At 71.1% G+C, this 24,529-nt stretch carries 26 protein-coding genes and 2 pseudogenes; 16 read left to right on the plus strand and 12 right to left on the minus strand.

The genetic code is table 11. From position 1 onward, the window contains the following. Positions 1-14: 14 nt before the first annotated feature. From ACZ69M_RS10705 to ACZ69M_RS10715, 3 genes and pseudogenes are all read right to left on the minus strand, one after another. Positions 15-1,238 carry a thiolase family protein gene (locus ACZ69M_RS10705; protein WP_470048589.1) on the minus strand — a complete coding sequence of 408 codons (1,224 nt, stop codon included), beginning with the start codon at positions 1,236-1,238 and terminating at the stop codon, positions 15-17. After that, positions 1,231-1,440 (minus strand): annotated as a pseudogene (locus ACZ69M_RS10710) (phenylacetic acid degradation protein PaaN); the annotation flags it as partial. The gene ACZ69M_RS10705 and the pseudogene ACZ69M_RS10710, both read right to left, overlap by 8 nt. Continuing rightward, the gene (locus tag ACZ69M_RS10715) at positions 1,392-1,682 is read right to left on the minus strand and encodes a hypothetical protein (RefSeq protein WP_470048591.1); all 291 of its coding nucleotides are present in this window, start codon (positions 1,680-1,682) and stop codon (positions 1,392-1,394) included. The pseudogene ACZ69M_RS10710 and the gene ACZ69M_RS10715, both read right to left, overlap by 49 nt. Before the next feature lie 147 nt (positions 1,683-1,829). Between ACZ69M_RS10715 and paaI the strand changes: the two genes are divergently transcribed. Further along, positions 1,830-2,219, plus strand: a complete 390-nt coding sequence (paaI, locus tag ACZ69M_RS10720) for a hydroxyphenylacetyl-CoA thioesterase PaaI (protein ID WP_470049325.1) — start codon at positions 1,830-1,832, stop codon at positions 2,217-2,219. After that, on the plus strand, positions 2,216-3,571 hold the full coding sequence (paaK, locus tag ACZ69M_RS10725) for a phenylacetate--CoA ligase PaaK (RefSeq protein ID WP_470048593.1): 1,356 nt from the start codon (positions 2,216-2,218) through the stop codon (positions 3,569-3,571). The genes paaI and paaK overlap by 4 nt, the downstream gene beginning before the upstream one ends. Before the next feature lie 87 nt (positions 3,572-3,658). Here the strand turns inward: paaK and ACZ69M_RS10730 are convergent, their stop codons facing one another. Further along, entirely contained in the window at positions 3,659-4,831 is a 1,173-nt protein-coding gene (locus ACZ69M_RS10730; RefSeq protein ID WP_470048594.1) for a S1 family peptidase, read from the minus strand. 201 nt (positions 4,832-5,032) lie between these two features. Here ACZ69M_RS10730 and ACZ69M_RS10735 point away from each other — a divergent pair. After that, positions 5,033-6,679, plus strand: a pseudogene (locus ACZ69M_RS10735) (APC family permease). Here ACZ69M_RS10735 and ACZ69M_RS10740 read toward each other — a convergent pair. Continuing rightward, positions 6,673-7,293, minus strand: coding sequence for a TetR/AcrR family transcriptional regulator (locus ACZ69M_RS10740; protein WP_470048596.1), 621 nt, complete (start codon positions 7,291-7,293; stop codon positions 6,673-6,675). The pseudogene ACZ69M_RS10735 and the gene ACZ69M_RS10740 overlap by 7 nt on opposite strands. 168 nt (positions 7,294-7,461) lie before the next feature. On the opposite strand from ACZ69M_RS10740, the gene ACZ69M_RS10745 reads away from it, so the two are divergent. From ACZ69M_RS10745 to ACZ69M_RS10755, 3 genes are all read left to right on the plus strand, one after another. After that, positions 7,462-8,493, plus strand: coding sequence for a medium chain dehydrogenase/reductase family protein (locus ACZ69M_RS10745; RefSeq protein ID WP_470048598.1), 1,032 nt, complete (start codon positions 7,462-7,464; stop codon positions 8,491-8,493). A 97-nt stretch (positions 8,494-8,590) separates the two neighbouring features. Continuing rightward, positions 8,591-9,187: an ester cyclase gene (locus tag ACZ69M_RS10750; protein ID WP_470048600.1), complete on the plus strand. Its 597-nt coding sequence runs from the start codon at positions 8,591-8,593 to the stop codon at positions 9,185-9,187. Between the two features lie 363 nt (positions 9,188-9,550). After that, complete coding sequence (locus tag ACZ69M_RS10755) at positions 9,551-10,651, plus strand: PP2C family protein-serine/threonine phosphatase (protein WP_470048602.1); 1,101 nt, start codon at positions 9,551-9,553, stop codon at positions 10,649-10,651. Positions 10,652-10,661: 10 nt separating this feature from the next. Here ACZ69M_RS10755 and ACZ69M_RS10760 read toward each other — a convergent pair whose 3' ends face one another. The 3 genes from ACZ69M_RS10760 to ACZ69M_RS10770 all read right to left on the minus strand — a co-directional run bounded on the left by ACZ69M_RS10760 (position 10,662) and on the right by ACZ69M_RS10770 (position 12,012). Next, positions 10,662-10,922, minus strand: a complete 261-nt coding sequence (locus ACZ69M_RS10760) for a hypothetical protein (RefSeq protein WP_470048604.1) — start codon at positions 10,920-10,922, stop codon at positions 10,662-10,664. Beyond that, on the minus strand, positions 10,909-11,175 hold the full coding sequence (locus tag ACZ69M_RS10765) for a DUF6400 family protein (protein WP_470048606.1): 267 nt from the start codon (positions 11,173-11,175) through the stop codon (positions 10,909-10,911). Before ACZ69M_RS10765 ends, ACZ69M_RS10760 begins: the two co-directional genes overlap by 14 nt. 132 nt (positions 11,176-11,307) lie before the next feature. Beyond that, positions 11,308-12,012 (minus strand): GAF and ANTAR domain-containing protein, encoded by a 705-nt coding sequence (locus ACZ69M_RS10770; protein WP_470048608.1) that lies wholly within the window; start codon positions 12,010-12,012, stop codon positions 11,308-11,310. A gap of 259 nt (positions 12,013-12,271) precedes the next feature. On the opposite strand from ACZ69M_RS10770, the gene ACZ69M_RS10775 reads away from it, so the two are divergent. The 4 genes from ACZ69M_RS10775 to ACZ69M_RS10790 all read left to right on the plus strand — a co-directional run bounded on the left by ACZ69M_RS10775 (position 12,272) and on the right by ACZ69M_RS10790 (position 14,037). After that, on the plus strand, positions 12,272-12,532 hold the full coding sequence (locus ACZ69M_RS10775) for a WhiB family transcriptional regulator (RefSeq protein ID WP_470048610.1): 261 nt from the start codon (positions 12,272-12,274) through the stop codon (positions 12,530-12,532). Between the two features lie 113 nt (positions 12,533-12,645). Next, positions 12,646-13,080 carry an ATP-binding protein gene (locus ACZ69M_RS10780; RefSeq protein ID WP_470048612.1) on the plus strand — a complete coding sequence of 145 codons (435 nt, stop codon included), beginning with the start codon at positions 12,646-12,648 and terminating at the stop codon, positions 13,078-13,080. 97 nt (positions 13,081-13,177) lie between these two features. After that, positions 13,178-13,576 carry a hypothetical protein gene (locus ACZ69M_RS10785; protein WP_470048614.1) on the plus strand — a complete coding sequence of 133 codons (399 nt, stop codon included), beginning with the start codon at positions 13,178-13,180 and terminating at the stop codon, positions 13,574-13,576. Between the two features lie 125 nt (positions 13,577-13,701). Continuing rightward, on the plus strand, positions 13,702-14,037 hold the full coding sequence (locus tag ACZ69M_RS10790; protein ID WP_470048616.1) for a hypothetical protein: 336 nt from the start codon (positions 13,702-13,704) through the stop codon (positions 14,035-14,037). A 36-nt stretch (positions 14,038-14,073) separates the two neighbouring features. Here the strand turns inward: ACZ69M_RS10790 and ACZ69M_RS10795 are convergent, their stop codons facing one another. Next, entirely contained in the window at positions 14,074-14,532 is a 459-nt protein-coding gene (locus tag ACZ69M_RS10795; RefSeq protein WP_470048618.1) for an ATP-binding protein, read from the minus strand. Positions 14,533-15,161: 629 nt separating this feature from the next. Here ACZ69M_RS10795 and ACZ69M_RS10800 point away from each other — a divergent pair. The 3 genes from ACZ69M_RS10800 (at position 15,162) to ACZ69M_RS10810 (ending at position 17,504) form a co-directional block, all read left to right on the plus strand. After that, positions 15,162-15,782: a lamin tail domain-containing protein gene (locus tag ACZ69M_RS10800; protein ID WP_470049327.1), complete on the plus strand. Its 621-nt coding sequence runs from the start codon at positions 15,162-15,164 to the stop codon at positions 15,780-15,782. A 133-nt stretch (positions 15,783-15,915) separates the two neighbouring features. Beyond that, a complete protein-coding gene (locus ACZ69M_RS10805) occupies positions 15,916-16,509 on the plus strand; it encodes a helix-turn-helix domain-containing protein (protein WP_470048620.1) in 594 nt (197 codons plus the stop codon). Between the two features lie 92 nt (positions 16,510-16,601). Beyond that, positions 16,602-17,504: a class I SAM-dependent methyltransferase gene (locus ACZ69M_RS10810; RefSeq protein ID WP_470048622.1), complete on the plus strand. Its 903-nt coding sequence runs from the start codon at positions 16,602-16,604 to the stop codon at positions 17,502-17,504. Positions 17,505-17,506: 2 nt separating this feature from the next. On the opposite strand, the gene ACZ69M_RS10815 is transcribed toward ACZ69M_RS10810, so the two are convergent. From ACZ69M_RS10815 to ACZ69M_RS10825, 3 genes are all read right to left on the minus strand, one after another. Beyond that, positions 17,507-17,911, minus strand: a complete 405-nt coding sequence (locus tag ACZ69M_RS10815) for a hypothetical protein (protein ID WP_470048624.1) — start codon at positions 17,909-17,911, stop codon at positions 17,507-17,509. 71 nt (positions 17,912-17,982) lie between these two features. Next, a complete protein-coding gene (locus ACZ69M_RS10820) occupies positions 17,983-18,381 on the minus strand; it encodes a hypothetical protein (protein ID WP_470048626.1) in 399 nt (132 codons plus the stop codon). Positions 18,382-18,558: 177 nt separating this feature from the next. After that, the gene (locus ACZ69M_RS10825; protein WP_470048628.1) at positions 18,559-19,449 is read right to left on the minus strand and encodes an LLM class F420-dependent oxidoreductase; all 891 of its coding nucleotides are present in this window, start codon (positions 19,447-19,449) and stop codon (positions 18,559-18,561) included. 141 nt (positions 19,450-19,590) lie between these two features. Between ACZ69M_RS10825 and ACZ69M_RS10830 the strand changes: the two genes are divergently transcribed. From ACZ69M_RS10830 to ACZ69M_RS10840, 3 genes are all read left to right on the plus strand, one after another. Next, positions 19,591-21,222: a glycoside hydrolase family 43 protein gene (locus ACZ69M_RS10830; RefSeq protein ID WP_470048630.1), complete on the plus strand. Its 1,632-nt coding sequence runs from the start codon at positions 19,591-19,593 to the stop codon at positions 21,220-21,222. A gap of 294 nt (positions 21,223-21,516) precedes the next feature. Continuing rightward, positions 21,517-23,328, plus strand: coding sequence for an enoyl-CoA hydratase-related protein (locus ACZ69M_RS10835; RefSeq protein WP_470048632.1), 1,812 nt, complete (start codon positions 21,517-21,519; stop codon positions 23,326-23,328). Positions 23,329-23,377: 49 nt separating this feature from the next. Beyond that, positions 23,378-24,466: an NADH-quinone oxidoreductase subunit B family protein gene (locus ACZ69M_RS10840; protein WP_470048634.1), complete on the plus strand. Its 1,089-nt coding sequence runs from the start codon at positions 23,378-23,380 to the stop codon at positions 24,464-24,466. Positions 24,467-24,529: the final 63 nt, after the last annotated feature.

A 24,529-nucleotide genomic window follows, 5' to 3' on the forward strand; every position in this document is an offset into this window, starting at 1 on the left:
CTCGTCCGCGGCGCTCAGACGCGCTCCACGAGCATCGCGACGCCCTGGCCGACACCCACGCACAGGGTGGCCAGGCCCCGGCGGGCGTCCGCGCGCTCCAGTCGGCCGATCAGCGTGAGCAGGATGCGGGCGCCGGAGCAGCCGAGGGGATGGCCGAGCGCGATGGCACCGCCGTCGGCGTTGACCTTCTCCTCGTCGAGCTTCAACCGCCGCATCACCGCGAGTGCCTGCGCGGCGAAGGCCTCGTTCAGCTCGACCGCGTCCAGGTCGCCGCTCTCCAGGCCGGCCCGGGCAAGGGCCTTCTCGGTGGCGGGTACGGGGCCGAGTCCCATCAGGTTGGGCTGTACGCCGGCCGAGGCGGCGGTGATGATCCGGGCGCGCGGGGTGAGCCCGTACCGCTCGACGGCCGCCGCGCTCGCCAGCATCAGCGCGGCGGCGCCGTCGGACAGCGGCGAGGAGGAACCGGCCGTGACGATGCCGTCCGGCCGGAAGATGGTCCGCAGGGTGCCGAGCTTCTCCAGGGTCGTGCCGGGGCGCGGGCCCTCGTCACGTGTGACCTCGCCGTCCTTCACCCGCACCGGTACGATCTCGCGGTCGAAGCGTCCGGCCTCCTGCGCGGCCACCGCCCGCTGGTGGCTGCGCAGTGCGAAGGCGTCGGAGTCGGCGCGGGTGATGCCGTCGAGCGCGGCGACCTCTTCGGCGGTCTCCCCCATCGACAGGGTCACCCTGGCCGTCTCCGGCCCCACGCCCGCCGGCACGGCCCGGTCGGCGGCCGTGAAGCGCGGGTTGGTGAAGCGCCAGCCCAGCGAGGTGTCGTGCACCTCGCCCGGCTTGGCCCACGGGGTGCCGGGCTTGGCCATCACCCAGGGCGCGCGGGTCATCGACTCCACGCCGCCGGCGACGACGAGGTCGGCCTCCCCGGACCGGATCGCCTGGGCCGCGTTCGCGACCGCCGTCAGCCCGGACGCGCACAGCCGGTTGACGGTGTAACCGGGCACGGTGTGCGGGAGGCCGGCGAGCAGCACGGCCATGCGGGCCACGTCCCGGTTGTCCTCACCGGCCTGGTTGGCCGCGCCGAGGATCACCTCGTCCACGGCCTCGCCGGGGATCCCACTGCGCCGCACCGCCTCGCCGACGACCAGGGCCGCCAGGTCGTCCGGCCGTACGGAGGCCAGCGCGCCCCCGTACCTGCCCTGCGGGGTGCGGGCGCCGTCGATCAGAAAGACCTCGTCAGGCATCTGCGGACTCCTCGGTGTGTTCCTGGGCGGTGGCGGGCCGACGCGACTGGAGCGTGGCGAAGCGGCCGGTGACGAAGGCGGGGTCGGAGCGGGTGACGCCGGCCGCCGGGTCGGCGGCGCTGCCGTGGAAGTCGCTGAAGGCGGCGGACTGGTTCACGAAGACGCCGGTGAGGTTCTCCGACAGGTGCACTCCCGCGTCGATCGTCCGCCCGCCCGGAACGCCCTCGCGAAGGCCTGGCCGGTGGTCTGCCGCACGGCGTGCGCGATCTCGCAGCTCGCGGCGTTCAGCCGGGCCGGGATCTCCGCCGCCGCACCGGCCCGGACGTCGGGGCCCGCGGCAGGCCGGGGGCCGCTCGCCTGGTGGCCGGGCAGCTCGAAGGGAGTGCCCGGCCGATCATGGTGACGGGCGAAGAAGTCCGGACGCTCGGGGAGGTTCCGGGGCATGCGTTCCACCTCTTGACAGGCAGTGGTGATGCTGGATTACTAAGCCGTGCCGCACGCTAACCGAATGTTCGGTCGGGACACAAGGTGGTGAAAAAGGTGACGCAGGCCATAGGAGCGACATCGACCGGGGCGACGCCCGCCGAGGCGATGTTCGCCGGGGACGAGGCGTCCCGGGCGCTTGGCATCGAGCTTCTCGAGCAGGGTGAAGGGACCGCCGTGCTCCGGATGACCCTGACGCCGGCGATGGTGAACGGACACGGGATCGCCCATGGCGGCTATCTGTTCCTGCTCGCCGACACCGCCTTCGCCTGCGCCTGCAACAGCCACGGACCCGTGACCGTCGCGGCCGGGGCCGACATCGACTTCGTCGCCCCGGCGTACGAGGGTGATGTTCTGGTGGCCACGGCACGGGAGCGCACCCGGTTCGGCCGCAGCGGCATCTACGACGTGAGCGTGCTGCGCGGCGACGAGGTGATCGCGGAGTTCCGCGGACGCAGCCGCAGTATCAGAGGCACGACGACGAAGGAGTCGCGATGAACACCGCAGCGACGGCCGGCGCGGCCACGGGACCCCGCCCGGCCCGCCGGGGAGAGCCGCTTCCGCAGGAACTGCTGGACGAGGGCGAGCGCCTCACCCGAGAGCAGCTGAGGGAGCTCCAACTCGACCGGCTGCGGGCGACGTTGCGGCACGCGTACGACAACGTGGCGCTGTACCGCAGGAAGTTCGACGAGGCCGGGATCAAGCCCGACGACTGCCGCTCCCTGGAGGACCTGTCGCGGTTCCCCTTCACCACCAAGGCGGATCTGCGGGAGACGTACCCCTTCGGCATGTTCGCCGTCCCGATGGCGGACGTGCGGCGCATCCACGCCTCCAGCGGCACCACGGGCCGCCCCACGGTCGTCGGATACACCGAGAACGACCTCTCCATGTGGGCCGACATGATCGCCCGCTCCATCCGTGCGGCCGGCGGCCGGCGCGGGCACAAGGTGCACATCTCCTACGGCTACGGCCTGTTCACCGGCGGCCTGGGCGCGCACTACGGCGCCGAGCGCGCCGGCTGTACGGTGATCCCCGCCTCCGGCGGCATGACGGCCCGTCAGGTTCAGATCATCCAGGACTTCGAGCCCGAGATCATCATGGTCACCCCGTCCTACATGCTCACCCTGCTCGACGAGTTCGAGAGGCAGGGCGTCGACCCGCGCACGACCTCCCTCCAGGTGGGCATCTTCGGGGCCGAGCCGTGGACGGAGGCGATGCGCCGTGAGATCGAGGAGCGCATGGACATCCACGCGGTCGACATCTACGGCCTGTCCGAGGTCATCGGCCCGGGGGTGGCGCAGGAGTGCGTCGAGACCAAGGACGGGCTGCACGTGTGGGAGGACCACTTCTACCCCGAGGTGGTCGATCCGTTCACCGGCGCCGTGCTGCCCGAGGGCGAGGAGGGCGAGGTGGTCTTCACCTCCCTCACCAAGGAGGCCCTGCCGATCATCCGTTACCGGACCCGCGACCTGTCCCGGCTGCTGCCCGGCACCGCCCGGCCCGCCTTCCGCCGCATCGAGAAGATCACCGGCCGCTCCGACGACATGATCATCCTGCGCGGCGTGAACGTCTTCCCCAGCCAGATCGAGGAGATCGTGCTGCGCACACCCGGAGTCGCCCCGCACTTCCAGGTGCAGCTGACCCGGCGCGGCCGGATGGACCACATGACCGTACGCGTCGAGGCGCGTCCCGGGGCCGGGACCGAGCAGCGGGAGGCGGCCGCGAAGACGATCGCCCAGGGGGTCAAGGACGGCGTGGGGGTCACCGTCGAGGTGGCGATCGTCGACCCGGAGACCCTGGAGCGCTCCCTGGGCAAGCTCCGCCGGGTGAAGGATCTCCGTCAGCAGTGACCTGCCGGTGACCGCGGGAGCGCTTCTCCCCGACGACGGGCCGACCGCGGGCCGAGCGGGGAACGCTCGGCCCGCGGCCCGTGGCGGTCAGGCGGTGACGAGGGTGAGTCCGTACGTACTGAGGATCTCGTTCACGGGCTGGAACCAGGTCTGGCCGCCGCTCGTGCAGTCGCCCCAGCCGCCCGAGGCCACGCCCTGGGCCTGGTCGCCGGTGATGAACGAGCCGCCGGAGTCCCCGGGTTCGGCGCAGACGCTGGTGCCGGTCAGGCCGTAGACGGATCCCTGGCTGTAGTTGACGGTCTCGTTCTGGGTCAGCACGGTGCCGCAGTGCCAGTGGGTGGTGGAGCCGGAGCGGCAGATGGACGAGCCGACGGGGGCCACGGCCGAGCCGCGGACCAGTACGTCGCTGACGGTGCCCCAGCCGAGCACCACCGGTACGGTCCACCAGCCGTTGCCGATCCGGATGTACGAGTAGTCGTTGCCCGGGAACGACGATCCGGCGAAGGTGCCCATCGCCGAGCCGTCCCAGCCGGCCACCGAACTGCCGGCCGAGCCGCAGTGCCCGGCGCTCACGAAGCCGCCCACCACGGAGAAGCCTATGGAGCAGCGGGTGTTGCCGTTGATGTAGTACGGGTCGCCGCCGACGGTGCCCGCGGAGAACGTGCGCGGCGTCTGCGCGGTCGCGGAGGTGTGGACCGTGAGCAGACCTGCCTCGCGCGCGGGCGCCAGGAACGCCGTCACCGCGGCGCTGTGTTCCGCGCCCTTTCGGACCTCGGCCACCAGGCTGCTGGTACGGGGGTCGACATGCCAACTGCGGACGGCTGTGGGGGCGCCGTCCGACGTGGCGGTGTCGTCGAGGGCGGCCTTGGCCGCGTCCAGCGTCCGGGCGCTGTGCGCGACCCGTACGACCGTGGCGCCGGTGGCTCGTACCGCGTCGGCCGTCGCGGTGCCCGTGTCGGTGACTCCGACGACGAGGGTGCCGCGCGCCGGGTCGTACCAGGAACCGCCGAACGTCCGCCCCGCCGCCCGTTCGGCCCGCGGCGCGAGCCCGGCGGCGGCGGTTTCACGCTCGCCCCTGGTGCGGGCCTGCGACGCGCTGAGGCCGAGGTCCCGCTGCATGGCGGTGACCAGGCCGGGGGAGAGGGGGCGGGGACCGGACGGTTGTGCCGTCGCCGTGTCGACGGGCAACAGCCCCAGAGTGCAGGTGCCGAGGGCTAACAGGAGGGACAGGCCCCAGCGAAGACGCGTAACACGTCGCATGGGTGAACCCCTTCCATTCTCAACTGCCGGAGAAGGTATGGACCTTTGGGGTTCAGTGTTGGAAGCATGTTGCGTGCATGTCAATGGTCGTCGAGGTGGAACGGGCCCGTCGCACCCTCTCGTGCTCACATCGCGCGGACGTTAAAGTGTCAATATCGTCCTATTGCGATGTTCGTCCCCTTTGGTGCGGGGGTGAGGGTCATGGGCACTACCGAAGCGGCACCCGCCACACAGGCCGGACCCCCCGGCCTGCGGCGAGAAGTCGGATTCATCGGGCTGATCTGGGCCTCGGAGGGGTCGATCATCGGCTCCGGCTGGCTGTTCGGCGCACAGGGCGCCCTGGCGGCGGCGGGTCCGGCCGCGATCATCTCCTGGGGGATCGGTGGTGTCGCGATCCTCATCCTGGCCCTGGTGCACGCCGAACTCGGCGGTATGTACCCGGTGTCCGGCGGTACGGCCCGCTTCCCGCACTACGCGTTCGGCGGCGCGGCGGGAGCGTCGTTCGGCTGGTTCTCCTGGCTCCAGGCGGCCACGGTGGCACCGATCGAGGTGCTGGCCATGATCACGTACGGCCGGCACTACTCATGAGCGAACGGCTGGCTGAAGACCCAGGGGGGCCAGCACATCCTGACCGCCTCCGGGATCGCCGTCGCGGTCGGGCTGATGGCGGTGATCACCGCCGTCAACTTCCTCAGCATCCGCCTGCTGGCCCGCACCAACAGCGCGGCGACCTGGTGGAAGGTCGGCATCCCGCTGCTGACGATCTTCGTGTTCGCCCTCGCCCAGTTCCATGTCGGCAACTTCACCGCCGCCGACGGGTTCAACCCCTACGGCGCCAAAGGCATCCTGTCCGCGGTCTCCTCCAGCGGCATCGTCTTCGCGCTGCTCGGATTCGAACAGGCCGACCAGCTCGCCGGTGAGAGCGCCAACCCGAAACGCGACATCCCGCGTGCGGTGATCGGCTCCATCGTGATCGGCGCGATCATCTACATCCTGCTTCAGATCGCGTTCCTCGCCGCGCTTCCCGCCTCCCAGATCCAGAGCACCTGGGCCACCGCAGCCTTCAACACCCTCACCGGTCCGTTCGCGCAGGTCGCCACGCTCATCGGTCTGGGCTGGCTGGCCACGGTCCTCTACCTCGACGCGGTGGTCTCGCCCGCGGGCACCGGCCTGATCTACATCACCGGCTCCTCGCGGGTCTCCTACGGACTCAGCCGCAACGGCTATGTGCCGTCGGTCTTCGAGGCGACCAACCGGAGCGGGGTGCCGTGGGTCGGTCTCATCGTCGCCTTCGTGGTCGGCTGCGTGTGCTTCCTGCCGTTCCCGAGCTGGCGCTCGCTCGTGGGGCTGATCACCAGTGCCAGCGTGCTGATGTACGCCGGTGCGCCCCTGTCCTTCGGGGTCTTCCGCCGCCGCCTCCCGCACGTCGACCGTCCGTACCGGCTGCCCGGCGGCGGCTGGATGTCCCCGTTGGCCTTCGTCGTCGCCAACTTCCTGATCCTGTGGTCGGGCTGGACCACGGACTGGAAACTGGGCATCGCGATCCTGATCGGCTACGTCGTCCTCATCGCCAACCGCGTGTTCAGGATGAACCCGATCACGCCCCGACTCGATCTGCGTGCCGCCCAGTGGCTCCCCGCCTACCTGATCGGCATGGGCCTCATCGTCTACGCCAGCGACTTCGGCCCCCTCGAGCATCCGTGGTTCCCCATGTGGTGGGACATGGCGGCGGTCACGGTCCTCAGCCTCGCCGTCTACTACTGGGCCATGGCGGTTGCCCTCCCCACGGAACAGATCCAGCGCATGGCCGACCAGGTGGTCGTTCCGGAGGGGGCCGCGCTTCACTGAGTACGAGGAGCGGGGCGTCGGTCTCCTCGGTGCCGCGGCAGGTCGTCCAGTTCGGCGGCGAACATCAGGGCGGGGTCGACGTCCATCCCGGTGAAGTGGCCGGCGAGTTCCAGGGAAAGCAGTCCGTGCAGCCGGGTCCAGAAGGTCAGGGTCCGGCGCAGGGCCTCGGGGCCGTCCGGGGGCGGCGCGGCGCAGGCGTCGAGCAGGGTCGTCATGATCTCTGACGCGATCGCGGTGACGTCGTCGGGCGCGTGGTGGCCGGGGACGGGGGTGCCGTAGACGAGGAAGTACCGCTGGGGGTCGGCCAGGGCCCACCCGCGCAGGGCATGAGCCAGAGCGGCCGGTCCGGGACCGGACCCGGAGGCCGCGGTCGCGCGGAAGGTGTCGGCGAGGCTTCGGTACGCCTCCCTGACGAGCTCGGTGATCAACTCGTCGCGCCCGGCGCAGTACCGGTAGAGCGCGGGTCCGCTCATGCCCATCTGCTTGGCGATCGCGTTGAGGGAGAGCGCGGAAGCCCCCGCGGTGGCGATCTGCTCCCATGCGCGTTCCCTGATCTCCGCACGTACGTGGGCGCGGTAGCGCTCGCGCGGGGTCTGCGCGCCCGTGTCGACCATGACCAGCCGCCTTTCCGCGGTCGCGGAGTCTCCGCAGTCACGAAGATAGAGGTTCAAGATACAGTTAGAAGGTATCACCAAACTTCTTGACTCTCTCTTTCGTGTTGCGTTATAACTTCTAACGAACGCAAAAGTGAGTAACCAACGCGGAGAGCAGTGGAGGTCGTCATGAACGCCGAAGGACTCGTCGAGGTCGTACTGCCGGGCAAGGTGGAGCCGGAAGGGCTGGAGATCCGGCACGGAGCCGTGCCCGTCGCGGGCCCCGGCCAGGTCGTGATCCGGATGGAGGCGACCGGGGTCTCCTTCGCGGAGCAGCAGATGCGCCGCGGCCGGTACTACGACCAGCCGGCTTTCCCCTTCGTGCCCGGCTACGACCTGGTCGGCACCGTCCTCACGACCGGCGAGGGCGTCGAGCCCGCGCTGGCCGGCACCCGGGTGGCCGCGCTGGTCAAGGTCGGCGGCTGGGCGAGCCACGTGCTCGTCGACGCGGCGGACGTGGTGCCGGTGCCCGACGGGATCGGAGCGGCGGAGGCGGAGACCGTGGTGGTCAACGGCATCACCGCCTGGCAGATGCTGCACCGCAAGGCACGCGTCCGCGCGGGGCAGACCGTCCTGGTCCACGGTGCCAACGGCGGCGTCGGCTCGGTCCTGGTCCAGCTCGCCCGGGCCGCGGACGTGAAGGTGATCGGTACGGCGTCCGCGCGTCACCACGACGCGCTGCGGGAGCGGGGCGTCATCCCCGTCGACTACCGCACCGAGGACGTGGCCGCACGGGTCCGCGAGCTCGCCCCCGCCGGGGTGGACGCCGTCTTCGACCACGTCGGCGGTCGCAGCGCGGTCGACTCCTGGCGCCTCCTCGCGCCCGGCGGCACGCTCGTCTCGTACGGCAGCGCCTCCACCCGGGACGACGAGGGCTCCAAGCAGTGGCCCGTGCTCAAGCTGCTCGGCCGGGTGTGGCTGTGGAACGCGCTGCCCAACGGCCGCCGCGCCTACTTCTTCAACGTCTGGGCCGGACGGGCGCTGGCCAAGAACCGGTTCCGGGCCCAGCTGCGCGCCGACCTCACCCAGGTCTTCGGAGCCCTCCAGCGCGGCGACGTCACCGCGCAGATCGCCGCCCAACTGCCCCTCACCCGCGTCGCCGACGCCCTGCGACTGGCCGAGTCCGGCACCGTCGCCGGGAAGGTCGTACTGAACCCGTAGCAGGTTCTTCCGCAGCCGCCGATCGCGCACCTCGCCGCCGATCACACACCTTGCCCCTGCCGTCCGTCCTCCCTTACCCGAAACGCGAGGAACCGCCATGACCGCCATGACCGCCACCTCCACCACCCCTGTCACCCCGAGGCGTCACCGGGCACGGCTGCTCGTCCCCGCGGCGATCGCCGTCCTCGTCTTCACCGCCACGACGGCCACCGCGGACACCTCACCGACCACCGCGGCCGGGCGGACGGCCACGGCCCACGACCGTCGGGCGGCCGAGCAGAAGCCGAAGGCGATGCTCGACGCGTGGCTGCGGCTCTGGAACGGCGATCTCGCGCAGGCCCCGGGGATCATCTCCCCCGGCTTCCGGGTCCACGCCGCCCTCCTCGACGGCGGTGACGGCAGCTCCATCCGGGGCGTCGACGGCCTGGTGGCCTGGATCGGTAAGACCCGCGCGGCATTCCCCGATCTGCGCTTCACCATTCAGGTCCCCCCACTGGTCGACGGCCGCTACGCATCGGTGCGCTGGACGGCCACCGGCACCTACACCGGCGGCTTCCCCGGTGCCAAGGCCAGGCCGGGGACCGTGGTCACCTTCACCGGCACCGACACACTCCGTATGCGGGACGACAGGTTCGCGGAGTACTGGGTCAACTCCGACACCCTGAGCCTGCTCACCCAGCTCCAGGCACTCTGAAGCACGCACTCCCCGGGACAGGGGCGGTGACGGGTGTGTCGTCGGCACGGTCCGGTGCCTGACATGCCGTTGAGTGGAGCAATGACGGGTACGCCGTGCCCAGGCGCAGCAGGCTGGGCGTCTTGCCGAAACCGTGTGCCAGGAGTTCCGTGTGAACAGGCTGCATGAAACGAGCCGTCAGTCGTGTCGTCCGCTGGTGGGTCCGCTCTCGGTGCATCCCCCTGCCTCGCTGGTGTCAGAGCTCCTGCCTCTCGCACAGCGTCCCGGGACACCGTGAGGTGGCGGGGCCGTGGCGCGGAGGCGGAGAACGCCGCGCCGCACCCGAACAGCACGGGCCGCTCGCTGCCTGCACCCCCTATGTGGATGCGCTGGCTCCCTGTCTTCTACGTCGCGGCCGTCCTGGTGATCGAGCCCATCACGCCCGTGGAGTGGCCGGTGAGCTTCCTGCTGATCGCTCTCCCGCTGGTGGCCGCCTTCGCGCACGGCCCCGTGATGGTCGTCTGTGTCACCGTCTTCGCCGTGGCGTTCGAAGGGGTTCTGGCCGGTACCCCGTGCTGTGCGGGACGTTCCGTCGGCTACCTGTGGGACCGCCACTACGTGGCCGCCTATTTCTGCACCGTCCTCATCGGCACCCTGGGGACCATCCTGGCCGTCAGCCGGATGCGACGGGAGCGCACGCTGGCCACCGTGCGCTTCGTGGCCGAGATCGCCCAGCGCGTCCTGCTCAGGCCCGTTCCGCACCGCGTCGGTGACATCCTGGTGGAGAGCTTCTACCTCTCCGCCGACGCGGAGGCACGCGTCGGAGGCGATCTCTACGAGGCGGTGCCCACGACGCACGGCCTCCGCCTCGTGATCGGCGACGTCCGGGGCAAGGGGCTGTTCGCCGTGGAGACCGCCGCCGCCCTGCTCGGGGCCTTCCGCGAAGCCGCCCACGACGAACCCGACCTCGCCGCCCTGGCGGAACGGGTGGATACCAGCATGAGCCGCCGGGCCGCCGACTACGCCAGCAGCGACATGGCCGAGCGCTTCGCCACCGCGGTCTTCGCCGAAATCGTGAGCCCCGACCGTGTCGTGCGGATCGTCAACTGCGGCCACCCGCCCCCTCTGCTCATCAGCGCCGCCGAAGTCACCGAACTGGAGACGGACCAGGCGTCACCGCCCCTCAACCTCGGCGTGCTCGTCGGAGAGCCCTACCGCGCCGAAGAACATCCCTTCCGGCCGGGCGATCAGCTGCTGCTGTACACCGACGGCGTCACCGAGACACGCGACGAGGACGGCGCCTTCTACCCACTCGTCCAGCGCGTCCGCTCCTGGGGCGTCCTCCCGCCCCGGGAACTCCTCGACCGGCTCCACCACGATCTGCTCGCCTACAGCGACAACCGTCTCAACGACGACACAGCCGCACTCATCGCCTGCTACATCCCCGACGAACCGCGGGCACCCACCGACCCGCACGCGCTCTGAGCCGGATCGGTCAGCGAGGGTCAGGGCGGCCGCTCGTGAGGCGGTTCCACAGGGAGCGGGTGGCACCGAAGCCGCTCTCGTGGACCCACACGTGCGTGCACGACGGGCACTGAAGGTGGAGCAGGCTGCCGGTGTTGGACAGCAGATAGCGCCAGTGCTCGGAGCAGGTGCGCCGCTCCTCGCACGGTGCGCAGCCGCGACTGTCGTTGCAGTTCGGACAGCTCACCCAGGCACGGCGCCCGCGGTCCGCCTGCGGGTCAAGCGGCAGCATGGCCGCCTCCGCGCGGGGGCAGCACGCCGGCCGCGACCAGGTCGTCGTACAGGCGCTGCTGCTCCTCGTCGAGACCGGAGTACAGCAGGTCGTACGCGGCTTCCTCGCCGCGCATGACCTCCATCGGGTCCCAGTCGGGGCCGAGAGCGGCCAGGACCTGGGCCTGTCGTTGCACCTCCTGTGCGCTGAGGTCGACGGAGAAGTCGACCAGCGCGGGGGTGTCGTCGGGAGGCGGGGGGTTATGTGGGGCCATGAGACGAAACTTAGGTATGCCTTCTTTGCCGGGGCAAGAGGGGGTGGCCGAAGTCACAGCAGGTCGGCGGCTGTTTCGACGGTCTGCGCCGGGCCGTTCGTTCTTGATCGCCGCCCGTGGCGACCGGAGCGGTCAGCTGGGCTTTTCGCCGGTTTCGCAGATACGACGGGCGATCTCTCGCAGTTTGATGTTGTGGTCCTGGGACGCCTTCTTGAGCAGCTTGAACGCCGCGTCCTCGGTCAGCGCGTAGCGCTCCATGAGGATGCCCATGGCCTCGCCGATCTCGTGACGGGTCTCCAGGGCGTCACCGAGCTGCTGATGCGTACGGGCCGCGGAGAAGGCCACGGCCGCGTGCGAGGCGAGGATCCAGCCGGCCCGCTGAGCGGCCTCGTCGAAGGTGCGCGGCCGGCGGGAGTACAGGTTGAGGGCCCCGAGCTCGTCGTCCTCGGTGAAGAGGAGGAAGCCCATCACGCTCCCCATGCCCAGCCTTCTCAGCTCGGGGGCGAAGTGGGACCAGCGCTCATGCGGCCGGCTCAAGTCCTCGATGGTGTAGATCTGCTGACGGTCGGTCACGGCGTCGAAGCACGGGCCTTCCCGCAGATCCTGCTGGATCCGGTCCGCCTGTCGCACCACGTCGCTCGTCGCCGCCAGAGGACGCACCTCGCCTCGCCGCACGGTGAGGACGCCGGCGTCGTCACAGCCGTTGATCAGAACCGTCGCATGCTCCACGACACGGTCCAGTGTGCCCTGGACCGTGTCCTGGGCCAGCAGATCCCGCGCCATTTCCGCCAGCGCGACGGCGAACTGCTCCCAGACCTCGCCGGGCTCGTGCGACATGTGTCACCTGCTTGTTCGTCGAAGCGCCGCCGACGCTCATCCGCGGTCCCATTTTGCCACTCGGGCGTCCCCGCCGCGCCGGACGGGCGTGCGGGGGCGCCGTGCCCGTACACGGCTGTCCCCGGCGTTCCTCGTTCAAACCGTGCTGTCCCCGCGAAACCGTCTGTTTCGCAGGTGCGATCAAGGGTGACCCGGAGGAGGACCGAAGTCCCACGAACAACAGATCGCGCAAGACCATCGCGATCACAGGAGGCCCCCCATGAACGACTGGCGCGAGTCCGCGGTCTGCCGGAACGTCGACCCCGATCTGTTCTTCCCCATCGGCAGCACAGGCCCCGCGCTGCCTCAGATCGAGGAGGCCAAGGCCGTCTGCCGACCCTGCCCCGTCCGTGAGGAGTGCCTGAGCTGGGCGCTCGAAACGGGGCAGACCATCGGCGTCTGGGGCGGTACGAGCGAGACCGAACGGCGCGCGCTGAGGCGGCGTACGGTCGCCCGCAGGTCCCGGGACACCGGATCGTAGGCACGCGGGTCGCGAAGGGTGGGAGACGCCCGGGCGGTGCGCGGACACCCTGTGCGAAGGCGCGTGGGGCGAGGTGGAGCAGGACATCCCGCCGACGAGACCGGGGAGGCGCGATGGAAAGCGACCCGAACGGGGACGAGAAGGTGCCGGGCGATGAGCCCCCGTGCCTCACCAGCACCTTTCCCGGACAGCTGCGCGACGTGACCGACGCCCGCCTCATGGCGGACGACTATCTGTGCGCACTCGCGCGGACGTCACCGCCCGGAGCGGCCGAGCACTGGGACGACATCCTGCTGGTGGTGACGGAACTGGCGGCCAACACGGTCCAGTACGCCCCCGGCCCCTTCGAACTCCGGATCCGCCCCACCTTCGACGGCGTGCATGTCACGCTCCGCGACAGCAGCACGACGCCGCCCGCGCCGCGCCGCGTCGACCCGGCGCACGGCGCGGGCGGAATCGGCTGGCACCTCCTGCACGCGCTCTGTCACCAGGTGAGCGTGGTGGTGCGGCCCGACGGCAAGGATGTGCATGCCTTTCTGCCCTGGTGAGCGCTTCTTCGCCGCCGGCCGGTGTCGGTTCGCGTGACCGGGGCACACGGGACTGCCGAAGGACACATCAGCCCACGTACCCGAACGAGGTGGAGCAGTGAGCCTGGAGCAGCACCGCACGTACGGTCCTGTCGACGACACGGGTGACGACGTGCCGGAGCCCTCCGACGAAGAGCGTGCCGCCCGGGCGCGGGTACGCCGCTCGGCCACGGGAATGTGCCACCACGAGGCGAGGTCCGCGCCGGCCACCGCCCGGAAGGCGGCTCGCGGCGGTTCGCTCACCGGCCGGGGCGCGGTCGTCGCACGGGCGGAGGCCGAGGAGTGGGAGCGGGTCACCGGGACGCTCGCCGTCCACGCGGGACCCTACGACCCCGCCGGCGACCCCTTCGTCCAGGGCGAGCAGGACGCTCGCGACCGCCGCGCCCCCGCTGCCCCTCGCGCACAGACCCCGAAGCAACCCCGACCGCATTGTCAGTGCCCTACGCAACAATGCTGAGCAGCGAGAACGCCACCGCTCCCGGCGGTACGCGATCGAACCCGTCCGTCGAAAGGCCGCCCGCACATGACGCCCGCTCTCCGACGCCGTGCCGAGCCGCGAGCCCTGGACGGAGACCGCTGACGATGCTCCGATCCCTCCCGCGCACGCCCGCTCCGCTCGGCCCCGGCGGTGCCGAGGTGCTGCGTCTGATCACCGTCCAGCGCGTTCCCGTCTGCCTCACCGTGCATGCCAACGGGCGGCGGAGGTACGGCTACTGGCAGCCCCTCAGTCCCGGTTCCGGGCGCGGTGGTTGTTACGTGGCTCTGCCCACGGACGAGTGCGACGCGCTGCACGCGACAGGCCGGATCGAGCTGGGCGACCCGGTGGTGGATCCGGCGAAGACCACGTACCCGGTGCGACCCGTCGTGCGCGGTGCACCCTCCGCGACCGGCACACTCCGCCAGACCCTCACGGCGTGATCCGCAGGACAGGCCCCAGCCCCGGTGATCCCCGTTCTAGTGCGGTGAGAGCGGTACGACGGCCGTGATGCGCTTGCCGCCGGCGCGGAGCTCCGCGATGGTGATGTCGCGGGCGAGGCGGCAGATGATCGGCCAGCCATGGCCTCCGATCCTCATGGATCCCGGTTCGTCGGGGTGCTCTGCCGGTGTGGGCAGTTCCCGGCTGTGGTCGCTCACCGACAGGCGTATTTCCCGGTCGCCCAGCATCACCTCGAACTCGGTGACACCGCCGCCGTGCAGTATCGCGTTGGTGGTGAGTTCCGAGGCGACGAGCAGGGCGTCGCCGACGGCGACGGCATCGCCCGCGCCGTCGTGCCCGCCGGACCGTCGTACGTCCTCTCCGAGCGCGTGCCTGACCGCCTCGCGCACCTCGGCCGGGCTGCGCGGTCCGGGTGAACGCAGTCGGCCGGTAACGGTCCTGGTGTCTGGGGAGTTCGTCCGGTGCTCCGCACACATGCCTCTCTCCTCTGCGCTCTACCACTACGCCTGACCTGGGAAGCACAGTGCAAACCTGTCCGTTGGGCCAGGACGCCCCCGGGGCCGTGATCCACTTTCGGGTGACGGCCGGGTCGAGCATGGAGGGGCGGGGCGTCACATGGACCCGTCCGAGGCGTGTGCCCGCAAGGGAAAGCCGCCTGGCGAAACGACAAATCGTTGCATTCAGGACATAAATGGACGTTACATCCGAGTGTCACGGAAATATGGCTGATAGGTAACAGGGCTCATGTATCGCCCGAATCATCGAGGGGTGAGTGCAATGTGTGCGCGTCGGCCAGCAGGCCGCACACCCGCACACGCACCCCGGAACGGACCGCGTAGGACGGCCGCGGGATGCCAGCACCCAGTAGGAGGGCTTTGTGTCCGCTTCTGCGTTTGTGACCGTTCGTCGTCTCGCCGCAGCCACGTTGACGGTGGTGGCGGTGTCCGGCGCGGCGACGCTGCCGGCGTCCGCGGCCGACCACACGGATCGCCGGGCCGCCGTGCGCATCGCCGACGTGCAGCACGGCCTCGTGGGCCACGGGGTCCGCTCCAACCGGTCGCTCAACAGCGAGTGGGTGGAGGTCACCAACGGCGCCCGCCGTGCGGTGAACCTGAGCGGCTGGACGCTGTCGGACCGTGACGGTCACACGTACACCTTCCACCACTACCGGCTGGACGGCCGCTCCGTCGTCCGTGTCCACACCGGCATGGGCCGCGACACCTCCCGCGACCTCTACCAGGACCGCCGCACCTCCGTGTGGGGCGACCGCTCCGACACGGCCGCCCTGCGCGACGAGCACGGCCGCCTGGTCGACACCCTCTCCTGGGGCGCCCGTCACCTCGGAATCCGTGACGGCGGCTACCGGGGCGAGCGCGGAGTCGAGTACCGCGGCGGGCGTGCCGGTGAGCACCGGGGTGAGCGTGGTGGCGAGTACCGCGGCGAGCACGATGGCCGCCGTGACGTCGGTGGGCGTCACGACGCTGGTGGGCGTCATGACGTCGGTGGCCGTCACGACGTTGGTGGGCGCCATGATGTCGGCGAGCGCCACGACTTCGGTGACCGTCGTGATGTCGGTGGGCGTCACGACGTAGGTGACCGTCGTGATGTCGGTGGGCGTCACGACGTAGGTGACCGTCGTGACGTCGGTGGCCGCCATGACCTCGGTGGTCGTCAGGACGTCGGCGGGCGTCATGACCTCGGCGGGCGCCACGACGGCCGCCGTTGATCCTGTTCCGCCGCTGACCGTATAGCCGTACGGCGGCTCGACCGGCATGGTGGAGGACCCCGCCCTGGTGGCGGGGTCCTCCACCGCGTACGACGCTGACCGCACCTTGCCGTAAAGGCATACGATGTTGCCCATGGCGCAAGACGACGGTGAGCTGGACAGCCTGGTACGCAAACGCATCCGCGCCCTGCGCGTGGCCCAGGGCTGGTCCCTGGAGGAACTGGCCGCCCGCGCCCGGGTCAGCCAGTCCACGCTCAGCCGCATCGAGAACGGCAGGCGCCGCCTGGCGCTGGACCAGCTCGTCACCCTCGCCCGCGCCCTGGACACCACCCTCGACCAACTGGTCGAGACCGCCGCGGACGACGTCGTCTCCCACCCGATGATCGACGCGGCCCACGGGCTGATGCGCTGGCCCATCAAGGCGGAACCCGGCATGACCGTCGTACGCCAGCGCATGACCGACCCGCCGCCCGACAACCCCTCGCGCATGCGCGCCCACCCGGGCCGCGAATGGCTCGTCGTCCTCTCCGGCACCGCGAGCCTGCTTCTGGGCAATCGGCGCTTGCGGATCGAGACCAACCAGGCGGCGGAGTTCCCCACGATGCTCCCGCACGCCATCGGCGCCGAGGGCGGGCCGTGCGAGATCCTGGGCATCTTCGACCGCGACGCCCGCCGCGGGCACCAGCGTGGCGACGACGTCGGGAAAGCGAACCGCCCGTCAGCGTGACCGTTTGCGTGTTCCGCAGCCCAGCAGGCCATCGTCTTGCGCATTCAGCAACCCGCCAGGGCACCCGCGGACGGCACGCTTAGCGTGGGCGCATGAACCACCCCTCCCCGCACACAGCGCCCCACGGCACGCACCATGTCCACGAGCACGAGCACGAGCACGAGCACGAGCACGAGCACGAGCACGATGCAGGCGATCAGGTGGAGATCCTCGACCTGGACGCGGAAGTGCTCGCCGAACACATCGCGTCCATCACCGCCTGGCTGCCCATCGGGACCAGTCCCCGCCGCATCGTGGATCTGGGCTGTGGGACCGGAGCCGGCACCCTCGCTCTGCTCGAGCGTTTTCCCGAGGCGGAGTTGACGGCTGTCGACCTGTCGGCCGCCCACCTGAACCGTCTGCGGGAGAAAGCGGCCGCAGTCGGTGCGGCCGACCGCGTGCGCATCGTGCGGGCCGACCTCGACGGGACGGCGTGGCCCGAACTCGGTACGCCGGAGCTGGTCTGGGCATCGGCTTCCATGCACCACATGCCCGACCCCGACCGCACCCTGCGCCAGGTCCACGACCTGGTGGCACCGGGCGGGCTGTTCGCCGTCGTCGAGCCGGCCGGCTTCCCCCGGTTCCTGCCCGAAGACGCCCCGGAGGACGCTCCCGGTCTGGAGGAGCGCTGCCATGCCGCACTCGACCACCATCACGCCGAGCAGGTTCCCCACCGCGGCGCCGACTGGGGAACCAAGCTGACACAGGCCGGCTTCACCGTCGAAGACGAGCGCACCGTCACCGTCGACATCGGCCCGCCCCGCACCGACGCGGCAGGCCGCTACGCACTCAGCAGTCTGCGCCGCATGCGCGGCGGCGTCGCATCCGCCCTGACGGCCGAGGACCTGGCCGCTCTCGACCGGTTGCTCGACACCGGCAGCCCGCACAGCATCCTGCGCCGCATCGACCTGAGTGTGCGCACCGAGCGCAGGGTGTGGGCCGCACGCCGCACCTGACGTCACGACGTGCAGGCGGTCTTCAGCTCGTCGGCCGCGTCATTGATCTTGCCGGCGTCCGGGTTCGTGTCGCCGTTCAGGATGGCTTTGTTGTAGTCGGCGACGGCCTTGTCGAGCTTGTCGACCGCCTTGTCGACCTTGCCGTCGTCCGTCTTGTCGCCGATCCTGTCGAGGTTCTTGTCGATGGTCTCGATGGACTTGTCGGTCCGGGTGGGATCCTTCGCCGCGTCCAGGCCGGCCTCGTTGATCGCCTTGAGGCTGTCGGCGATCGTGTCGGCGTTCTGCAGGCAGTCCAGTGAGTTGTCGACGCCGTCGCAGCCGGTGGCGAGCCCGGCGGCCAGGGCGACGGCGGCCAGGGTGGTGGCGAGGGTGGCGACGCGGCGTCCACGTCGGCGGTGGGCGGGCATGGAAGGGTCCCTTCAGAGGAATGCGGGCGTGACGGGGCGAGGGAGCAGCGGAAACGGAGTGGGCCGGCCGGTCAGTACCAGGGCTGGTCGACCGCCTGGACCGGCTTCTTCCGGCGGCCGGCGACGAGGCCGCCGGCGGCGCCCAGCGAGACCAGACCCATGCCGACGGCGGCCATGATCCCCTTCACACCGTCCATGGTGAAGTAGCAGACCGCGGCCACAGCGCCGTTGAACAGGAACAGGAACCACAGCACCGGCGGCGTCGACAGGAACGCCTTGATCTTCGGCTTCTTCGCGATGCGTGAGCCGGCCACCAGTGACACGCCGATACCGGCGTACGTGGCCACGTCCTTCTGCGTGCCGTCGAGGACGGCGCCGGAGGCGGAACTCGCTGCGAGGCCGCCCACGAAGGACGACCAGAGCAGCAGGTTGGCGACGAACGACCGCACGGCGGCGAGCAGTGACTTCACGGGATTTTCCTTCGGCAGGGGACGCGCACGTCCGTAGCGATCTCTGCCGTCAACGATCCCGTCGCCCGCCCGCCGCCACGAGGGACCGGCCCCCCGGATCGATGGTGTAGCGCGTTACACCATGTGAGCCACCACGGAGGGGCCGGCGAGGACCTGGAAACACGGGGGGGGGGATAGTCAGAGCAGGATGCCCGCCAGTCGGCGCCACTCCTCGCGCGGGAGGGAGTCGGGGGTCTGTCCGGTCACCACCTGGAGCGCCACATGGTCGGCGCCCGCCGCGTGGAAGGCCTCGACACGGGCGCGGATACGGTCCTCGTCGCCCCAGGCGAACATCGCGTCCACGAGGCGGTCGCTGCCGCCGTCCGCGAAGTCGGACTCGGCGAAGCCCAGCCGCAGAAAGCTGTTGGTGTAGTTCGGCAGCGACAGATAGAAGGCGAGGACGCCCCGGGCGAGAGTGCGGGCGCGGTCCGGGTCCGTCTCCAGGACGACCTTGAACTCCGGTGCCAGCAGCGGGACTTCGCCCAAGATCTCGCGGGCCTGTGCGGTGTGCTCCGGCGTCACGAGGTAGGGGAGCGCCCCGGCGGCGCGGTCCCGTGAGAGCTCCAGCATCTTCGGGCCGAGGGCGGCGAGCATCCGGCGTCCCGCGGGCACTCCCTTCGCGTCCAGCTCGCCCAGATACGCGACCATGCTCGCGAAGGGGCGACGGTACTGGTCCGCCGTCTTCGCGTGGCTCACCCCGAGGCCGAGCACGAAGCGGCCGAGATGGGCCGTCTCCAGCTCCGCGAAGCCCGCCGCGCTCGCGAAGGTGTCCTGCGTCCAGATGCTCTGGATGCTGGTCCCCACGACGAGCCGTTCGGTCGCCGCGAGGAGCGGTGCCGCGTTCCGCGCGGTGCCGCTGCCGCCCAACCAGGCCGCGCCGAAGCCGAGTTGTTCCAGCTCGGCGGCTGCCTCGGCGCGCTCGCCACGCCCCTGCGGATCCTCCGAGCGCAGGCCCATGCTCCAGATGCCGTACCGCCCGACGGACTCCTTCAGCGAGCGGACCTGGTTCTCGGTCGTGACGTCGTTCATCGATTCCGATCCCTTCGGTGTGGACGGGCCGCCGGCGGCGGAACCACCGTTGCCTGCGAACATGTTCGACACTACGGTCGTCTTCGATCACCCGCTCTCGATCATCACCCGCTCTCGATCATCGCCCGTCGAAGGAGACGCATGCGGCAGCGGACCGCGCAGGTCGTCCGGAACCCGGTCCTGGCCGGCTCGCATCCGGACCCGTCCATCCTCCGCGTGGGAGCCGATTTCTACCTGGCGACCTCGACGTTCGAGTGGTGTCCGGGGGTACGGCTGCACCATTCCAGGGACCTCGTGCACTGGCGGCCCCTGGGCGGCGCCCTGGACAGCACCCGCTTGCTGGACCTGACCGGGTGTCCCGACTCCGGCGGGGTGTGGGCGCCGAACCTCAGCCACGCCGACGGCTTGTTCCACCTCGTGTACAGCAATGTGTCGACGTACGCGGGCGGCTTCACCGACAGCCCCAATCACCTGGTCACCGCGGAGTCGATCGACGGGCCCTGGTCCGACCCGGTGCCGCTGCACGCGCGCGGTTTCGACGCCTCCCTCTTCCACGACGGCGCCGACAGCCGGCTGGTGAACCTGGTCCACGACTGGCGCCCGGGCCATGGCGGCTCGGCCGGCCTGGAGGCGACCCGCTACGACCGGGCCACGCGTCGCCTGGTCGGCGAGCCCGACCCCGTCGTGCTGCCGCCCGGGGCCGGCTGGATCGAGGGCCCCAACCTCTACCGCCGCGGCCCCTGGTACTACCTGCTGACCGCGGACGGCGGCACGGGCTACGACCACCAGGTCACCGTCGCCCGCTCGCGCACCCTGACCGGCCCCTACGAACGCGATCCCGCGGGCCCCCTGATCACCGCCCGCCACCACCCGGACCTGCCCCTCCAGAAGGCCGGGCACGGCAGCCTGGTGGACACCCCCGGCGGCCTGTCGTACCTCGCCTACCTCGTCGCCCGGCCGTACACACGGCACGGACCGTGCGTCCTGGGCCGCGAGACCGCGCTGGCACCCGTCACCTGGACCCCGGACGGATGGCCGCGCACCCCCGGCGGCCTGCCCGCCCTGGAGATACCGGCCCCCGACCCACTTGCCGACGGCACGGGCCCACGCCCGGACGACCACGACGACCTGGGGGACCCGGCGGCTTCCGACGGCTTCGACCGGCCGGTGCTGGGACCCCAGTGGTCCACACTGCGCCGGCCCCCGGCCTCCGACTGGCTGTCGCTGACCGACCGCGCCTCCCACCTGCGGCTGAGCGGCGGCCGCTCCCCGCAGAGCCTCATCGCCCCCAGCCTGGTGGCACGCCGGGTGACCGCCGCGTGCTGCGCGTTCGAGGCCACGATGGAGTACCGGCCCCGGACCTTCCAGCAACTGGCCGGGATCACCGCGTACTACAACACCCGCAACTGGTACTTCCTGCATGTCACCGCGGACGACGAGGGGCGTGCGGTGCTGCGCGTGGCGGCCTGCGACCGGGGCGGGCTCACCGTCGACGAAGCGGGCGGGGAACCCCTCGGCGACACCACGCGGCTGCGCCTCGGTCTCGACCTCGACGGATCCGCCCTGCGCTTCCGCTACGACACGGGCGCCGGCTGGCGTCCCCTCGGCCGGACACTCGACGCGACCGTGCTCTCCGACGAACACGCCGAGGAGATGGAGGGCGAGCGGATCCGCGCCCTCGGGTTCACCGGCGCGTTCGTCGGACTCTGGGCCTGGGACCTGACCGGGAGCGGTCTGCCCGCCGACTTCGACGAGACGACGTACCGCACCTGAGCGCTCCGCTGGAAGTGCCGGGATGTGCCGTCGGTCGTCTGCGGTGCCCTCGTGGCTGGTCGCGCAGTCCCCCGCGCCCCTTCAGGGCGCTGTCGAACCGCGGCGGACTTCGCCCGACCCGCTCAGGGCCTGCCGCTCGGACCAGGCCCGGGCCGCGGGGCCGCCGGGTGGCGGGTAGGCGTCCGCTTTCGGGTGACCCCTCAGCCTGTCGTCGGGGCCCGGCGGTCCGGCGTGTCCGAGCATCGCAGTCGACCGGGGCGTCGCCGCCCGCACCGTCCGCCGCCGGAGCTCGCCGTGCACATCCTGCTCGTGGCCAGCGCCTTCAACAGCCTCACCCAGCGCGTCCACGTCGAACTGCGCGACCGCGGGCACACGGTCGCGGTGGAACTCGCGCTGCCCGAGCGCCCGTTGGCCGAGGCCGTCCGACGGCACGCGCCGGACCTCGTGCTCGCGCCGATGCTGAAGACGGCGATCCCCCGCGAGGTGTGGGCCGCGTACCCGTGCTTCATCGTCCACCCGGGGCCCTTCGGGGACCGGGGGCCGTCCTCGCTGGACTGGGCGATCCAGCGGGGTGCCGACCGATGGGGGGTGACGGTCCTTCAGGCGGTCGACGACATGGACGCCGGGGACGTCTGGGCCTCCGTCGACTGCGTGGTCCCGCCGGTGAGCAAGAGCGACCTGTACCGGGGCGAGATCGCCGACGCCGCGCTCACGGCCGTCCTGCTCGCCGTGGAACGCGTCGCCGGCGGGACCCACATCCCGCGCCCACAGGGCCCGGCCCATGCCGAATACACCCCGGTGCGCATCCGCCCGTACCTCGACCAGAGCGTCCGGCGCATCGACTGGGACGCCGACTCCACGGAGACCGTCCTGCGCAAGTTGCGCGCGGCGGACTCGCAGCCCGGCGTGCTGGACGTGCTGTGCGGCGCCGAGTGGTACCTGCACGGCGGCCACCGCGAGGGCGGCCTGCGCGGCGCCCCGGGGGAGTTGCTGGCCACCCGGGCCGGCGCGATCTGCCGGGCCACGACGGACGGCGCCGTGTGGATCCCCGAGCTGCGGCGCAGGCGCGCTCCGGGACAGCCGCCCACGTACAGACTGCCCGCCGTACAGGCCCTCGGCGACCGGCTGCCGTCCCTGCCGGAGCTCGCCGCACCGGACTGCGCGGATCCGCGCCGGCACACCTGGAGGGACATCGGGTACCGGGAGGAGGGGAGCGTCGGAGTCCTCTCGTTCTCGTTCCCGGGCGGCGCGATGAGCACCACGCAGTGCCGACGCCTGCTCGACGCCTACCGACAGGCGTGCGCGCGGCCCACCTCGGTGCTGGTGCTGGGCGGGCAGCGGGACTTCTTCTCCAACGGAATCCACCTCAACGTCATCGAGGCCGCCGAGGATCCCGCCGCCGAGTCCTGGGCCAACATCAACGCCATCGACGACCTCGTCGAGGCGGTGCTGACCACCACCGACCGTCTCGTGGTCGCCGCGGTCGCGGGCAACGCCGCGGCGGGCGGGATGATGCTCGCCCTCGCGGCCGACGAGGTCTGGTGCCGTGCCGGCGCCGTACTCAACCCGCACTACCGGCTCATGGGCCTGTACGGCTCGGAGTACTGGACGTACACCCTGCCGCGCCGCGTGGGTGCGGCGACGGCCGACCGGCTGCTGGGCGAGGCCCTGCCGATGAGCGCGGCGAGCGCCCGCGACCTCGGGCTCGTCGACCGGGTGGTCGACTGCGGCCCCGGGGACTTCGCCGCCGAGGTCGGCCGCCTCGCGGTCCGGCTGGCGGCGCTGCCGGGATCACCGTCCCGGATCGCCGCGAAGAAGGCCGAACTGGAACGCCAGGAGTGCGGCGAGCCCCTGGCCGCCTTCCGGGAGCGGGAGCTGAGCAGGATGCGCCGCACCTTCGACGACCCGGACGCCTCCTATCACGCACTGCGCCGCGCGTTCGTCCACAAGCGACGACCGGAGTCCACCCCGCCGCACCTCGGCCTCGCGGTGACCATGGCCGCGAGGACGGCGGCGGGAGCGGACCGGTCCACGAGGGCGCACGTCACTGGAACGGCCCTGGATGACCTCTCGCGTCGGCCGGATGACTGGTACCAAGAGAGCTGATGGTCGAAATATAGGCTTTTGTCCCTCACCTCCCCGAGGAGGCGGTCCCATGACAGCGGCGACACCCAGTACGGCCGGCGCGACGAACGCCGGTGGTGCGCCCGCCGACGAGACGCCCACGATCCACGTCCTCTGGATCAATGCCGGGCTGAGCTGCGACGGCGACTCCGTCGCGCTGACGGCGGCCATGCAGCCGAGCATCGAACAGATCGCGCTCAGCGATCTGCCGGGTCTGCCCAAGATCGCCGTCCACTGGCCCCTCATCGACTTCGAATGCGGTCCGGTCGGCGGCGCGGACACGTTCATCGAGTGGTTCTTCAAGGGAGAGCGGGGCGAGATCGATCCGTTCGTGCTGGTCGTCGAGGGGTCCATCCCCAACGAGTCGATCAAGCCCGAGGGCTACTGGTGCGGCTTCGGCGACAACCCCGAGACCGGCCAGCCGATCACGACCAGCGAGTGGATCGACCGGCTCGCACCCAAGGCGCTCGCCGTCGTGGCGATCGGCACCTGTGCCACGTACGGCGGCATCCACGCCATGGCGGGCAACCCGACCGGCGCGATGGGCGTACCCGACTACCTCGGCTGGGACTGGACGTCGCACGCGGGCATCCCCATCGTGTGCGTCCCGGGCTGCCCCATCCAGCCCGACAACTTCGCCGAGACGCTGACGTACCTGCTCTACCAGGCGGCCGGCTCGGCCCCGATGATCCCGCTCGACGACAAGCTGCGCCCGTCCTGGCTGTTCGGCGCCACCGTGCACGAGGGCTGCGACCGCGCGGGCTACTACGAGCAGGGCGAGTTCGCGACCACCTACGACTCACCCAAGTGCCTGGTGAAGCTGGGCTGTTGGGGACCGGTCGTCAAGTGCAACGTGCCCAAGCGGGGCTGGATGAACGGCATCGGCGGCTGTCCGAACGTCGGCGGCATCTGCATCGCCTGCACCATGCCCGGGTTCCCCGACAAGTTCATGCCGTTCATGGACGAGCCTCCGGGTGCGAAGTTGTCCGTCACGGCCAGCGGCGCCTACGGGGCGGTGATCCGCCGACTCAGGTCGCTCACGACCAACACCGTGGACAAGGAGCCGAAGTGGCGCCACACGGGAGACAAGATCACCACCGGATACCGGCCGCCGTGGTGAATCCCCGCCCCACCTGAGGCGCAGCTCCACCACCCCGTCCACACCCTCCCGGACCACCCGCGA

Source organism: Streptomyces sp. NPDC107454, from assembly GCF_055582885.1.

Excerpts from the sequence above, each read along its gene's own strand:
- ACZ69M_RS10705 (WP_470048589.1), bottom strand. The coding sequence starts at position 1,238 with ATGCCTGACGAGGTCTTTCTGATCGACGGCGCCCGCACCCCGCAGGGC.
- ACZ69M_RS10715 (WP_470048591.1), bottom strand. The coding sequence starts at position 1,682 with ATGCCCCGGAACCTCCCCGAGCGTCCGGACTTCTTCGCCCGTCACCAT.
- paaI (WP_470049325.1), top strand. The coding sequence starts at position 1,830 with ATGTTCGCCGGGGACGAGGCGTCCCGGGCGCTTGGCATCGAGCTTCTC.
- paaK (WP_470048593.1), top strand. The coding sequence starts at position 2,216 with ATGAACACCGCAGCGACGGCCGGCGCGGCCACGGGACCCCGCCCGGCC.
- ACZ69M_RS10730 (WP_470048594.1), bottom strand. The coding sequence starts at position 4,831 with ATGCGACGTGTTACGCGTCTTCGCTGGGGCCTGTCCCTCCTGTTAGCC.
- ACZ69M_RS10740 (WP_470048596.1), bottom strand. The coding sequence starts at position 7,293 with ATGGTCGACACGGGCGCGCAGACCCCGCGCGAGCGCTACCGCGCCCAC.
- ACZ69M_RS10745 (WP_470048598.1), top strand. The coding sequence starts at position 7,462 with ATGAACGCCGAAGGACTCGTCGAGGTCGTACTGCCGGGCAAGGTGGAG.
- ACZ69M_RS10750 (WP_470048600.1), top strand. The coding sequence starts at position 8,591 with ATGACCGCCATGACCGCCACCTCCACCACCCCTGTCACCCCGAGGCGT.
- ACZ69M_RS10755 (WP_470048602.1), top strand. The coding sequence starts at position 9,551 with ATGCGCTGGCTCCCTGTCTTCTACGTCGCGGCCGTCCTGGTGATCGAG.
- ACZ69M_RS10760 (WP_470048604.1), bottom strand. The coding sequence starts at position 10,922 with ATGCTGCCGCTTGACCCGCAGGCGGACCGCGGGCGCCGTGCCTGGGTG.
- ACZ69M_RS10765 (WP_470048606.1), bottom strand. The coding sequence starts at position 11,175 with ATGGCCCCACATAACCCCCCGCCTCCCGACGACACCCCCGCGCTGGTC.
- ACZ69M_RS10770 (WP_470048608.1), bottom strand. The coding sequence starts at position 12,012 with ATGTCGCACGAGCCCGGCGAGGTCTGGGAGCAGTTCGCCGTCGCGCTG.
- ACZ69M_RS10775 (WP_470048610.1), top strand. The coding sequence starts at position 12,272 with ATGAACGACTGGCGCGAGTCCGCGGTCTGCCGGAACGTCGACCCCGAT.
- ACZ69M_RS10780 (WP_470048612.1), top strand. The coding sequence starts at position 12,646 with ATGGAAAGCGACCCGAACGGGGACGAGAAGGTGCCGGGCGATGAGCCC.
- ACZ69M_RS10790 (WP_470048616.1), top strand. The coding sequence starts at position 13,702 with ATGCTCCGATCCCTCCCGCGCACGCCCGCTCCGCTCGGCCCCGGCGGT.
- ACZ69M_RS10795 (WP_470048618.1), bottom strand. The coding sequence starts at position 14,532 with ATGTGTGCGGAGCACCGGACGAACTCCCCAGACACCAGGACCGTTACC.
- ACZ69M_RS10805 (WP_470048620.1), top strand. The coding sequence starts at position 15,916 with ATGGCGCAAGACGACGGTGAGCTGGACAGCCTGGTACGCAAACGCATC.
- ACZ69M_RS10810 (WP_470048622.1), top strand. The coding sequence starts at position 16,602 with ATGAACCACCCCTCCCCGCACACAGCGCCCCACGGCACGCACCATGTC.
- ACZ69M_RS10815 (WP_470048624.1), bottom strand. The coding sequence starts at position 17,911 with ATGCCCGCCCACCGCCGACGTGGACGCCGCGTCGCCACCCTCGCCACC.
- ACZ69M_RS10825 (WP_470048628.1), bottom strand. The coding sequence starts at position 19,449 with ATGAACGACGTCACGACCGAGAACCAGGTCCGCTCGCTGAAGGAGTCC.
- ACZ69M_RS10830 (WP_470048630.1), top strand. The coding sequence starts at position 19,591 with ATGCGGCAGCGGACCGCGCAGGTCGTCCGGAACCCGGTCCTGGCCGGC.
- ACZ69M_RS10840 (WP_470048634.1), top strand. The coding sequence starts at position 23,378 with ATGACAGCGGCGACACCCAGTACGGCCGGCGCGACGAACGCCGGTGGT.